At 64.6% G+C, this 12,974-nt stretch carries 10 protein-coding genes; 8 read left to right on the plus strand and 2 right to left on the minus strand.

Going from position 1 to position 12,974, the window contains the following annotated elements; all coding sequences use genetic code 11:
* The first annotated feature begins 3 nt into the window (after positions 1 to 3).
* The 6 genes from ACO1XS_RS10165 to nagE all read left to right on the plus strand — a co-directional run bounded on the left by ACO1XS_RS10165 (position 4) and on the right by nagE (position 8,561).
* Positions 4 to 615: an SCO family protein gene (locus ACO1XS_RS10165; RefSeq protein WP_331569308.1), complete on the plus strand. Its 612-nt coding sequence runs from the start codon at positions 4 to 6 to the stop codon at positions 613 to 615.
* A 181-nt stretch (positions 616 to 796) separates the two neighbouring features.
* A complete protein-coding gene (locus ACO1XS_RS10170; RefSeq protein ID WP_486390595.1) occupies positions 797 to 1,624 on the plus strand; it encodes a MetQ/NlpA family ABC transporter substrate-binding protein in 828 nt (275 codons plus the stop codon).
* A gap of 386 nt (positions 1,625 to 2,010) precedes the next feature.
* The gene (nagA, locus tag ACO1XS_RS10175) at positions 2,011 to 3,114 is read left to right on the plus strand and encodes an N-acetylglucosamine-6-phosphate deacetylase (protein ID WP_486390596.1); all 1,104 of its coding nucleotides are present in this window, start codon (positions 2,011 to 2,013) and stop codon (positions 3,112 to 3,114) included.
* The gene (locus tag ACO1XS_RS10180; RefSeq protein ID WP_486390607.1) at positions 3,107 to 4,123 is read left to right on the plus strand and encodes an SIS domain-containing protein; all 1,017 of its coding nucleotides are present in this window, start codon (positions 3,107 to 3,109) and stop codon (positions 4,121 to 4,123) included. The genes nagA and ACO1XS_RS10180 overlap by 8 nt, the downstream gene beginning before the upstream one ends.
* A 12-nt stretch (positions 4,124 to 4,135) precedes the next feature.
* The gene (ptsP, locus tag ACO1XS_RS10185; protein WP_331569303.1) at positions 4,136 to 6,745 is read left to right on the plus strand and encodes a phosphoenolpyruvate--protein phosphotransferase; all 2,610 of its coding nucleotides are present in this window, start codon (positions 4,136 to 4,138) and stop codon (positions 6,743 to 6,745) included.
* Between the two features lie 76 nt (positions 6,746 to 6,821).
* A complete protein-coding gene (nagE, locus tag ACO1XS_RS10190) occupies positions 6,822 to 8,561 on the plus strand; it encodes an N-acetylglucosamine-specific PTS transporter subunit IIBC (RefSeq protein WP_486390597.1) in 1,740 nt (579 codons plus the stop codon).
* 104 nt (positions 8,562 to 8,665) lie between these two features.
* Here the strand turns inward: nagE and rpoH are convergent, their stop codons facing one another.
* Complete coding sequence (gene rpoH / locus ACO1XS_RS10195; protein WP_331569299.1) at positions 8,666 to 9,601, minus strand: RNA polymerase sigma factor RpoH; 936 nt, start codon at positions 9,599 to 9,601, stop codon at positions 8,666 to 8,668.
* A gap of 358 nt (positions 9,602 to 9,959) precedes the next feature.
* Here rpoH and ACO1XS_RS10200 point away from each other — a divergent pair, with 358 nt between their 5' ends.
* Together ACO1XS_RS10200 and ACO1XS_RS10205 are read left to right on the plus strand one after the other, a co-directional pair.
* Complete coding sequence (locus ACO1XS_RS10200; RefSeq protein ID WP_414720228.1) at positions 9,960 to 10,544, plus strand: acyloxyacyl hydrolase; 585 nt, start codon at positions 9,960 to 9,962, stop codon at positions 10,542 to 10,544.
* Between the two features lie 43 nt (positions 10,545 to 10,587).
* On the plus strand, positions 10,588 to 10,971 hold the full coding sequence (locus ACO1XS_RS10205; protein WP_331569296.1) for a nuclear transport factor 2 family protein: 384 nt from the start codon (positions 10,588 to 10,590) through the stop codon (positions 10,969 to 10,971).
* Between the two features lie 43 nt (positions 10,972 to 11,014).
* Here the strand turns inward: ACO1XS_RS10205 and leuA are convergent, their stop codons facing one another.
* A complete protein-coding gene (leuA, locus tag ACO1XS_RS10210; protein WP_486390598.1) occupies positions 11,015 to 12,670 on the minus strand; it encodes a 2-isopropylmalate synthase in 1,656 nt (551 codons plus the stop codon).
* Between the last annotated feature and the right edge of the window lie 304 nt (positions 12,671 to 12,974).

Raw genomic sequence — 12,974 nt, forward strand, 5'->3', positions numbered from 1 at the left:
GCCATGTTCGTCCATTCCCTCGCGCATCGCACGCGCATCGTGCTCGCTGCATGCGCGGCCGGTATCGCGCTCGCGGTGACCGGTTGCGGCGACAAGGCGCCGGCGTTCGACAATCTCGATATCACGGGTAACTCGCAATTCGGCTCGGCGTTCGCGTTACCCGACACAAATGGCAAGACGCGCACGCTCGGCGATTTCAAAGGCAAGGCGGTCGTTCTTTTTCTCGGCTACACGCATTGCCCCGACGTTTGCCCGACCACGATGGCCGAACTCTCGCAGGCGATGCAGCAACTCGGCCCCGACGCGGCGCGCGTGCAAGTGCTCTTCGTGACACTCGATCCGGCGCGTGACACGCCGGAAGTGTTGTCGCAATACGTGCATGCTTTCAACCCGTCGTTCATCGGTTTGCGGCCGAGCGACGCGCAACTGGCCCGGTTCGCGAAGGACTTCCGCATCTACTACGCGAAAGTGCCCGGCAAGACGTCAGACGGCTACACGATGGACCATACCGCCGCGAGCTACGTGTTCGATCCCTCCGGCAAGCTGCGGCTCTTTGCACGCGACGGGCAAGGCGCTGAGCCCTGGGTGCACGATCTGAAGTTGCTGCTCGACTGATTTCCAACTGCGCTTTTTACAAGCCGATGCCGCAATAAACGCAGCTCGTGTTGCGTCGCGATAGCCGGCGCCCTCTCGCCGCATATCGATATGCCATCATCGTATTTTGCGGTGCAGCATGCGTGTGAGACGATTGACCTCGCTGTGTCAAACGTTCATCCATCAAGAAAGCGAGCTCCCCATGCAGTTCAAAACGCTTCCCCAAACGCTACTGAAACTCCTCCTCGCGGCGACAACGGGTGCGGCCCTGGTCATGAGCACCGGCGCGTGTGCGCAAGACAAGCCGATCAAGGTCGGTGTAATCGCAGGCCCCGATTCGCAGACCTGGCAGGTCGTCAAAAAGGTGGCGAAACAGAAAGAAGGGCTCGATATCAAACTCGTCGAATTCAACGATTACGTGCAGCCGAATGCGGCGCTCGACGCGGGCGATCTCGACGCCAATGCGTTTCAGCATCAACCTTATCTCGACAGCCAGATCAGGCAACGGGGCTACAAGATCGTCAACGTGGGCCTGACCTATATCTCTCCGCTGGGCATCTATTCGAAGAAGCTCAAGTCGCTGAAGGACCTGCCGCAGGGCGCGAAGGTATCGCTGCCCAACGACCCGTCGAACGAAAACCGCGCACTGCTGCTGCTACAAACGCAAGGTGTCGTCAAGCTGAAGGCGGGAGCCGGTGCGAACGGCAGCAACGCGACGCCGCTCGATATCGAATCCAACCCGAAGAAGATCAAGCTCGTGGAATTGGACGCCGCGCAGTTGCCGCGCTCGCTCGACGATGTCGATGCGGCCGCGATCAACACCAACTATGCCCTCTCGGCAGGGCTGCAGCCGGCGAAGGACGCGATCGCGCGGGAGGATGTGCATAGTCCGTACGCGAACCTCATCGCAGTGCGCACGCAGGACAAGAGCAAGCCTTGGGTGAAAAAGCTCGTGGCGGCGTATCAATCGCCGGAAGTGCGCCAGTTCATCAACAGCGAATTCAAGGGTGCGGTCGTGCCGTCGTTCTAAGCCGCGCGCGTCGATCCGACGCTCTGAGCAAGCCAGCCCTCATCCGGGCTGGCTTGTTTCGTTTACGACGGCAATACGTGACCGTCGCTGCGCCGCTCACACGTCAACTGGGCTCCGAGTTCGGGTAAATCCCGATGCCCGTTCATGGCCGCGAACGGACCAGTCGTGGGCCTGAAACCCTTTTCAGGCAAGGCTTTCGACAGTTTGTCGGGGTTCGGCACGCGCGAATTGACTGGTATTATTGTGGTTATATAATGGGCTCCAATTCGCAGCCCAGCCACGCACGTGCCAGTGCAGCTTACTGCTCTCGAACCGCCGATGTTCGCGCTGGCCTGGATCGTGCGCCCACGTCCGCTGTTCCCCGCAATATCGAAATCGAAGATCCCATGCTCAATGGAAACATCCTGACGCCCGACGGTTGGATTCACGGTGCGCTCCAATTCGAAAACGGCCGCATTACAGTGCTCGACGGTGCGCGCGTCGATCCGTCGACGAACGACAGCTGCTATATCCTGCCCGGCTTCATCGATCTGCACGTCCATGGCGGTGGCGGTGCCGACGTCATGGAGGGCGGTCGCGCCATCGAGACGATCGCGCGCACGCATGCCCGTCACGGCACGACCAGCCTGCTGGCCACGACGATGACGGCCCCGCGCGCGGAGCTGATGGCCGTGGTGGCCGGACTCGGCGATATCACGCGCCGCCGCACGCCCGGCGGTTCGCGCGTGCTCGGCGTGCATCTCGAAGGGCCGTACATCAACCCGGGCAAGCTCGGGGCACAGCCCGATGCGGCTGTCTCGGCCGCGCTCGACGAAGTGCTCAAATATCTGTCGATCGCGCCGATTCGCGTGGTCACGCTGGCTCCCGAGATCGCGGGTCACATGGAGATCATCTCGGAGATGGCCGCACGCGGCGTACGTGTGCAACTGGGCCACTCGCTCGCGACTTACGACGACGCGGTCGCGGCGCTCAAGCACGGCGCGTGCGGGTTCACGCATCTGTTCAACGCCATGTCGCCGATGCATCACCGCAACCCGGGGCTCGTCGGCGCGGCATTCGCACATGCCGAGTTCGCCGAGATCATTCCCGATTTGCTGCACGTCCACCCCGGCGCGATCCGGGCGGCGCTGCGTGCCATTCCGCGCCTATATGTGGTGACGGACAGCACGTCGGCCACGGGCATGCCGGACGGCGAATACCGGCTCGGCAGCCAGCAGGTGACGAAGTGCCTCGGCGGCGTACGGTTGTCGGATGGCACGCTGGCTGGCAGCACCCTCACGATGGACGATGCACTGCGCAACCTCGTTTCGCTCGGCTTGCCGCTGGCGGATGTGTCCGATCGCATGTCGCGCCATGCCGCCGATTACCTGGGCCTCGAAGACCGCGGGCGGCTCGTGCGGGGCGCATGGGCGGACGTCGTCGTATTCGAGCGCGATCTCACGCTCGCAGCGACTTATGTCGAAGGAGAGCAGATTGTCGAATATGCTTGACGAGGCGCTTGCCGCCCGCCATGCGGTTGCCGCGCAGTGCGCCGACAGCGGCCGTGTCGAGGCGCTGGCCGCGTCACTGGCCGAAAAGTCGCGCCATGTCGCGCTGACGGTCGCGCGCGGCAGCTCGGACCATGCGGCCAGCTATTTCGCGAGCCTCGCGATGAGCCGCATCGGCGTGCCCGTCGCATCGCTGCCGATGTCGATTGCAACGCTGCAGGCCGCGCCGCTTCGCGTGGCCGGCGAATTCGCCATCGCATTCTCGCAATCGGGCAAAAGCCCCGATCTCGTCGAAACAATGACGACCCTGCGGCGCGCGGGTGCGCTCACCGTCTCATGTGTCAACGCGCCCGATTCGCCGCTCGCGAGCGCATGCGAGTGGCAATTGCCGCTGCTCGCGGGGCCTGAGCGCTCGGTCGCGGCGACGAAGAGCTATATCGCCATGCTCTCGCTTTCGGCGCAGCTCGTCGCCTTCTGGCAACGCCCGGAGCGCGATGAGCCATTGCTCGAGGCGCTGCGCGCGTTGCCCGACGCGCTCGACGAAAGCGCGCATCTCGACTGGACGCGCGCGATCGAAGCATTGGTCGGTGCCGAGCGCATGTTCGTGATCGGCCGCGGCCCCGGACTCGCGATCGCGCAGGAGGCGGCGCTCAAGCTGAAGGAGACATCCGGGATACAGGCCGAGGCCTTTTCGAGCGCTGAGGTGCGTCATGGCCCGATGGAACTCATCGACGAGAACTATCCGCTGCTGATATTCGCGCCGCGCGGACCCGAACAAGCCGGGCTCGTGCGTCTTGCCGCCGATATGCGTGCGCGCGGCGCGCGCGTGTTGCTGGCGGCGCCAGGCGATGTGGCCGAGGCCACGCTGCCGCTCGCGACGACGCGGCATCCGGCGCTCGATCCCATCGCCGCGATTCAGACCTTTTACGTCATGGCTGCGGGACTCGCCGTCGCGCGCGGGCGCGACGCCGATCAGCCCCGCTATCTCAACAAGATCACCGAAACCCACTAGCGAGAAATCCGCATGGAACTTGCGCAAGAGTCCCGATTGAAGAGCGAGACCCAGGACTCGATCGTCCTGCTCGCGCCCATGACCGGCCTGGTCGTGCCGCTTGCCGACGTGCCCGACCCCGTCTTCGCGGATGGCATGCTCGGCGACGGCATTGGTATCGATCCGCTCGAGGGAAAGCTCGTCGCGCCCTGTGAAGGTGTGGTGACGCATCTCGCTCGCACGGGCCATGCGTTGACCCTGCAAACGGCGCAGGGTGCGGAAATCCTGCTCCATATCGGCATCGACACCGTCGATCTGAATGGACAGGGGTTTGCTGCGAAAGTGGCGCAAGGCGCGCGCGTGAAAGCCGGCGACATCCTGATCGAATTCGATCAGGACTTCGTTGCGACCAGAGCGCCCAGTCTCATATCGATCGTCGCCGTGGCGAATACCGATGTCTTCGAGATCGTCGAGCGGCCGGGCGAAACCCGCCGCGGCATGATTCGGACCGGGGAGCCGCTGCTCGTGCTGCGCTCGAAAACCGCGGTGTCGGGCTCGTCGAAGGCTCGCGCGCAGGCGGAGGCCCTGCACGCGGCCGACGTACCGCAAGCATCGCGCGAAATCACGCTGGCGGTCGCGGGCGGGCTCCATGCGCGTCCCGCGGCGCGTGCGCGCGAGGCCGCACGCGGCCTCGATGCCCGGATCGAAGTCTGCCATGGCACGCGGTGCGCGAGCATAGAGAGCGTCGTCGGACTCATGGGGCTGGGCGCCGGCGAGGGCGCGGCCGTCGAAGTGCGCGCCGTCGGCGCCGATGCGGCCGCGGCCGTGGATGCGGTCGTGCGCGAGCTGCTGCGCGAAGTACACGGCGAGCTGGAGGAGACGCCCGCGCGCGTTGCTTCCCCCGCGCCGCGCCCCGCGGCGGTCATAGCCGGCGCGCCGGCCGATCCGAACACGCTCGCCGGCGTGTGCGCCGCGCCGGGCATTGCCGTCGGCACGCTCACGCGCTGGGACGATACGCAATTCGATCTGCCCGAGGCCGGGAGCGGGACGCCCGCGGCCGAAAGCCGCCTGCTCGATCGCGCGTTGGCGGCCGTCGACGCGCAATTGAACTCAACGGTGCGCGACGCCTCGCAACGCGGCGCCGTCGGCGAAGCAGGCATCTTCGCCGTGCATCGCGTGCTGCTCGAGGACCCGACGCTCATCGATACCGCGCGCGATCTCATCAGTCTCGGTAAAAGCGCGGGCTTCGCGTGGCGCGAGGCCATTCGCGCACAGATCGGCGTGCTCGCGAACGTCGAAGACATGCTGCTCGCCGAGCGCGCAGCCGATTTGCGCGATATCGAAAAGCGCGTGCTGCGCGAGCTCGGCTACGGGCAGCAGAATGCACGCGCGTTGCCCGACGATGCCGTGCTCGCTGCCACCGAGTTCACGCCGTCGGATCTGTCGTCGCTCGACAGAAAGCGCGTGGCGGCGCTCGTCATGGCCGGCGGCGGTGCGACCTCGCATGCGGCCATCATCGCTCGGCAGCTTGGCATTCCGGCGCTCGTCGCTGTCGGCGACGCGCTGCATGCGATTCCCGACGGCACACAAGTCGTCGTCGACGCCAGCGCGGGACGCATCGAGTACGCACCGACGGCGCTCGACGTCGAGCGCGCGCGTCTCGAGCGGCAGCGTCTGGCCGGCGTGCGCGAGGCCAACCGTCGCGTATCGCAGGAAGCCGCGTCGACGGCCGACGGTCGGGCGATCGAGGTCGCCGCCAACATCGCCACGATCGACGATGCGCGCACCGCGATCGAAAACGGAGCCGATGCCGTTGGCCTCTTGCGAACCGAGCTGCTTTTCATCCATCGCGAGACGGCGCCGAGCGCTCGCGAGCATTGCGCAAGCTATCAGGCGATCGTCGATGCCTTGCAAGGGCGCCGCGCCATCATCCGCACGCTCGACGTCGGCGCCGACAAGGAAGTGCCTTATCTGACGCTGCCGCCCGAAGCGAATCCGGCGCTCGGGCTGCGCGGCGTACGCCTCGCGCAATTGCGGCCCGATCTCCTGGACGATCAATTACGCGGCCTGATCGAGGTCGAGCCTCATGGCTCGGTGCGGATTCTGTTGCCGATGGTGACCGACGCCAACGAGCTGATGCGCCTGCGTGCCCATATCGACGAGCTCGGCCGTGCCGCGGGACGTACCGATCCGATCGAAGTGGGCGTGATGATCGAGGTGCCGTCCGCGGCGCTGCTCGCCGACCAGCTCGCACGCCACGCCGATTTCCTCTCGATCGGCACGAACGACCTCACGCAATACACGCTGGCGATGGATCGCTGCCAGCCCGATCTCGCCTCGCAGGCGGACGGCCTGCATCCGGCCGTGCTGCGTCTCATCGAGGCGACGACGCGCGGTGCCGCGAAGTACGGCAAGTGGGTCGGCGTCTGCGGGGCGCTCGCGGGCGATCCGCTTGCCGTGCCGCTTCTCGTCGGCCTCGGCGTGACAGAGCTTTCGGTTGATCCGGTTGCCGTACCGGGCATCAAGGCGCGTGTGCGCCGACTCGATTATCAACTGTGCCGCCAACGCGCGCTGGATGCGTTGGAGCTCGACTCGGCGCAGGCGGTAAGAGCAGCAAGCCGCGAAATCTGGCCGCTCGACTAGGCGCACCGCGCTTTTTCGAGCGAGTCGGCATCGCACTCAAACAAGCATCGACGACGAGAAGACATTGGAGGCACTCATGGACGGAAATCCATTTATGAAGGTCCAGCGGCTAGGGCGAGCGCTGATGCTGCCGATTGCGGTGCTGCCGGTCGCGGGCATTTTGCTGCGCCTCGGCCAGGCCGACGTGCTCAACATCAAGATGATTGCCGACGCCGGCGGCACGATCTTCGACAATCTGCCGTTGCTGTTCGCGATCGGCGTGGCGGTGGGCTTCGCGAAGGACAACAATGGCGTTGCCGCATTGGCGGGTGCGATCGGCTATCTGATCGAAATCGCCGTGATGAAGGACATCAACGACAAGCTCAACATGGGCGTGCTGTCGGGGATCATCGCGGGGATCGTGGCGGGGATGCTCTATAACCGCTACAAGGACATCAAGCTGCCCGATTATCTGGCGTTCTTCGGCGGCAAGCGCTTCGTGCCGATCGTGACCGGGCTGGCCTGTGTGGTATTGGGCGTCGTCTTCGGGTACGTCTGGCAACCCGTGCAGGCGGCCATCGACGCGACGGGCCACTGGCTGACGACGGCCGGCGCGATCGGCGTATTCGTCTATGGCACGCTGAACCGATTGCTGCTCGTGACGGGTCTGCATCACATCATCAATTCGCTCGCCTGGTTCGTATTCGGCACGTTCACGCCTCCGGGCGGCGGCGCCGCGGTGACGGGCGATCTGCATCGCTTCTTTGCGGGCGATCCCACCGCGGGCGGCTTCATGACGGGCTTTTTCCCGATCATGATGTTCGGCCTGCCGGCGGCGTGCCTGGCCATGCTGCACGAAGCGCCGAAGGAGCGCCGCGCGATGGTGGGTGGCCTGCTGTTTTCGATGGCGCTGACATCGTTTCTGACCGGCGTGACGGAACCCGTTGAGTTCAGCTTCATGTTCCTCGCACCGGTGCTCTATGTGATCCACGCGTTGCTCACCGGCCTTTCGCTCGCGATCTGTCAGGCGCTAGGCATCCATCTGGGCTTCACGTTCTCCGCCGGCGCGATCGACTACGTACTGAACTACGGGTTGTCGACGAAAGGCTGGCTCGCGATTCCGATCGGACTCGTCTATGCGGCGGTCTACTACGGGCTGTTCCGGTTCTTCATCCGCAAGTTCAACATGGCCACACCGGGCCGCGAACCCGCGACGACCGACGCCCAGATCGAATCGTTCGGGGCTGGCGGTTATGTGGCGCCGACGGCGGGCGCCGCCGCGCCGCGTGCCGTGCGCTACATCGCTGCGCTCGGCGGTGCTTCGAACCTGACGCTCGTCGACGCCTGCACCACGCGCCTGCGTCTTTCAGTGGTCGATGCGGAAAAAATTTCGGAGCCGCAGTTGAAGGCCATCGGCGCACGCGGCGTACTCAAGCGCGACGCGCGCAACGTGCAGGTCGTCATCGGGCCGGAAGCCGACATGATCGCCGACGAAATCCGTGCGGCCATGGCTGGTCCGGCAGGGCAGGCCGCGCCGGCCGCTGCCGGCGCCGAGCAAGGACCGAGCGGACCGCTCGATCCCGATCCGATGCGCTGGCTCGCCGTTTTCGGCGGTGCGACGAACGTCGCGGCACTCGATGCCGTGGCGGCCACGCGGTTGCGCGTAGTCGTACGCGATCCGGGCGCCGTCGATCGCCAGCGGCTCGGCGAGCTCGATGTTGCCTGGGTATCGGCCGATACGTTCCACATCGTCTGCGGCACTGCCGCGCAGCGCTACGCCAGGCAACTGGCCACGCGCCTCCCGCCGACGGCGGGCGTCTCGCCACAGCCCGTCTGAGGCCGATGCGCGCCTGAACTCGGTTCAGGCAATGAAAAAGAGCGGCCAGGGTGACCTGATGCCGCTCTTTCTTTTAGTCCGCCGAACGGGCGGGCCGACGAGACTCAAGCGTACGCGGCCAGCGCGTTGCGCATCTTTTTCATCGCACTCGCTTCGATCTGACGAATCCGCTCGGCCGACACACCGAACTCGGCGGCGAGTTCATGCAGCGTCGAGCCTCCCGATCCGTCATCGTCGACGTTGAGCCACCGCGCTTCGATGATGCGGCGACTGCGTGCGTCGAGCGAATCGAGCGCTTCGGCGATGCCGTCCGTTTGCAGCTTGTCGCGTTGACGGGCGGCCAGCACAGCCGTCGGCTCGCTGTGCGCGTCCGCCAGATAGGCGATCGGCGCGTACGACTCCTCGCCGTCTTCGACGTGTCCTTCGAGCGCGATGTCTCCACCGGAGAGCCGCGTTTCCATCTCGGTGACTTCTTCGCGCTTGACGTTCAGTTCTTTCGCGAGGCCTTCGATCTCGTCGGGCGAGAACGCTTGCAGCCCTTGCTTGTGGCTGCGCAGATTGAAGAACAGCTTGCGTTGAGCCTTCGTCGTCGCGACTTTCACCATGCGCCAGTTGCGCAGGATGTATTCGTGGATCTCCGCTTTGATCCAGTGGATCGCGTACGACACCAGGCGCACGTTTTGCTCGGGATCGAACCGTTTGACCGCCTTCATCAGCCCGATGTTGCCTTCCTGGATGAGATCCGCATGCGGCAGACCGTAGCCGAGATAATTGCGTGCGATCGATACGACGAGACGCAGGTGCGACAGCACGAGCTGACGCGCGGCATCGAGGTTGTTGTGCAGGCGATATTCAGTGGCGAACCGGCGCTCTTGCTCCGCCGTCAGCATCGGAATGCGGTTGACAGCCTGGATGTACGCGTCGATGTTGCCCAGTTGGCCGGGCAGCATCGACGTTGGCGCGAGCGTCAGAGCACCTGCCGAAGCGGCCATGGCGGACGCCGGGGCGAGAGGGCTCGGAAGGGTCATTGCGTTGCTCACGTAGGAAACTCCTTGAAATCGGACTACCGCTCAGTCACAAGTACGACTCCGGGGGATATTAGCACTCCCGGAAGCCGAGTGCTAAGTGTTGGAGTCTCAAATGGCGCCGGAAGTTCCGTGAAGCTATCGATTCCGTTGAATCGATAGGTAATTCTACTCCTATTGGTCGCGGACGGGCCGCGAAGGGGGAAAGCGAGCAGGAATTGGGGCTTGACTCGAACTGAAGCATCCCCTTTTTCCGAGATTGTGTATTGCGCGAGACGATACGACGCGCGGAAAAACCATACCGTAAGATAGACGCGCTTCGGGCCGCATGGCGCGTGGTAGTGGCCCGATCATCAACGAGCCCCTTCGGAGTATGCGAATGAAAAAGAAGAACCGGATCCGGCAACGTCCCTCGAGCGTTTTCGTCATAGCGGCACTGGCGGCGGCCACAATGCTTGCCGCAGCACCGGGTCTCGCGCGGGCCGATACTTTCGGCGTGCAGCTCGGAGGAGGATTTGGCGAACACGATGTCAACAAGCTCGACCTGGGCCTCGTCTGGGACCCGGGCATCAACTGGTGGGAGATGGGCGGCTGGCATTTTTCTCTCGTCGGCGAAGCCCATGTGGACTATTGGCACCCGGGCAACGGAACGTCGCGTCATGACGTCTACACATTCGGTGTACAGCCCATGGTCCGCTTCATCAAAAGCGCCGGCGCCGTCCGCCCCTTCATCGAGGCGGGCGCGGGTGTGCGCGGGCTCTCACGTGTGACGATCAAGGATGGGTACTCGATGGGCACGGCCTTTCAGTTCACCGAGATCGTCGGCGTCGGCGCGCAATTCGGCGGCCACCAGCAGTACCAGGCCGGCTTTCGATTTCAACATGTTTCGAATGCCGGTATCAAAGAGCCGAATCCTGGTATAAATTTCAGCCAGCTATATCTGCAATACAACTTCTGACGCGAATGTCCCGTGCGGCATTCGGGTGCATGGGAGCTGAGCGATGGCGGCAAAGATGATCGAAGCGATTCGCGTACTCGAGCGGGACCGGTTTCGCGCAATGGTCGACGGCGACGTGCCGATGCTCAACGAGTTGCTGTCCGAGAACGTGAGCTTCGTTCATACCAACGGCAAGCGCGAGACGAAGCAGCAATTCATCGACGCCATCTCCGCGGGCCGACGGCGCTACCGGCAAATCGAAGTGCAATCGCAAGACGTGTTGCCCGTCGGCAGCGAGACCTGTGTGGTGACGGGACGCGCGCTGATCGAAATGGAAGCGAACAACGGCGCCTTGCTCTATCCGATCGCCTATACGGCCATTCAGGCGCAAGAAGACGGCCAATGGCGTCTCGTGGCGTGGCACGCGACGCGCTGCGCGCTCGAATGACGCGTCAGCGCGCGCGCGTTCCCTTACCGGCAGCGTATTCGTCTCACGCTGCGGCCTGACGCTCGTCGTCGCTCCACTCGAACCTGTTCACCGCGCTGATGAGCGCGTCCACCGCGGCCGTCGCGGCATCGGCATGCACGCCGACGCCGAAACGCAGCGGCGCGCTGCCCGCACGACAGCCGACGAACGCGGCCCAGCCGCCGTCGGCCGTGCGTGCAGTCTCGTAGGAGCAGACATCGATCGGGCAGGCGGCCTCGGCGCTGAGCGCGCATGCCACCGCTTCGACGAGTGCATCGCCTTGCGCATGCGCCGGGTCCTCGCCTATACGGGCCACTTCGCGACGCTGCCAGCGCACCGTGGCGGCGTCGGTGCGCGTGGCCGGTCCCCGCACGCCGAGATATTCGCGGGCGAACCGTTCGCAGATCGCTTCGCCCGTGACTTCGACGCCGGATTCGTCGGCGATTTGCTGCACGACATGACTGAATTCGATTTGCAGGCGGCGCGGTGGCGCAAAGCCGAGCCCGCGCTCGAGCAGGAATGTCGAGCCGCCTTTGCCCGATTGGCTGTTCACGCGTATGACCGCATCGTAGCTGCGACCGAGGTCCGCCGGATCGATGGGCAGGTAGGGCACTTCCCAAACCGCCTCGGCCGATCGCCGCGCGAAGCCTTTGCGAATCGCATCCTGGTGCGAGCCGGAAAATGCTGTGAAGACGAGATCGCCGGCGTAGGGGTGGCGCGGATGGACGGGTATTGCGTTGCAACGCTCCACGACGCGGCGCACCGCGTCGATATCGGAGAAATCGAGGCCCGGATCGATGCCTTGCGTATAAAGGTTCAGCGCAAGCGTCACGAGATCGACGTTGCCCGTGCGCTCGCCGTTGCCGAACAGGCACCCTTCGATGCGCTCGGCTCCCGCGAGCAACGCCAGCTCGGCCGCTGCGACTGCCGTGCCGCGATCGTTGTGCGGATGCACCGAGAGCACGATGCTGTCGCGCCAGGCAAGGTTGCGATCCATCCATTCGATCTGGTCGGCGAACACATTGGGCGTGGCGGCTTCGACCGTGGCCGGAAGATTCAGGATCATCTTGTGCTCGCGCGTCGGCGCCCAGGTTTGCGCGACAGCGTCACAGACTTCACGCGCGAAGGCGAGCTCGGTCATGCTGAACGTCTCGGGCGAGTATTGAAACGTCCACCGCGTGCCGGGCCGTCGTTGCGCCTCTTCCTTGATGAGCCGTGTGCCCTCGACGGCGAGCGCTTTGACGTCTTCCTTCGAAGCATCGAACACGATGCGCCTGAACGAGGGGCAGATCGCGTTGTACAGATGGACGATGGCGCGTGGGGCGCCTTCGAGCGCTTCGAATGTGCGCGCGATGAGATCGGCGCGTGACTGCACGAGGACTTCGATCGTCACGCCCTCAGGAATCCGCTGCTCGTCGATCAGCCTGCGTACGAAGTCGAAGTCCGTTTGCGATGCCGACGGGAAGCCGACCTCGATCTCCTTGAACCCGATAGCAATGAGCATCTCGAAGAACTCGAGCTTCTGCTCGATCGTCATCGGGTCGATCAGCGACTGATTGCCGTCGCGAAGATCGGTACTCATCCAGATCGGCGCGGACTCGATCGTCCGGCTCGGCCACTTGCGCGTGGCGAGGCGAACAGGCTGAAACGGTCGGTACTTCCCGGCGGGATTGCGGAGCATGGCGAACCTCGTTCGTTGCGTCGTCTGCGAAACGCGAGGCAGGCTCGGCGGCTGGCCAGCCGTGCCGGGGCGCACAACGCGCCGGCGCATTTCGCGATTCGCCCGAACGGTATTCGGCCGAATGCTGACGACTACGGTTTGTAGGGAACTGCGGTTTGGGCGAAACGGAACTGCGGGAACTGCAGGAGGACCGCGCAAACGACACGCGGCGCTACGGCTGGCTTACGCTAGTCGTAGCGATAGAGGCCGCGCTAGTCGGCCGGAGGTAATTCGGAGGGTGTTCGAAATGGAACGCATGAAGCGC

The sequence above is a fragment of the Trinickia sp. genome, assembly GCF_057351765.1.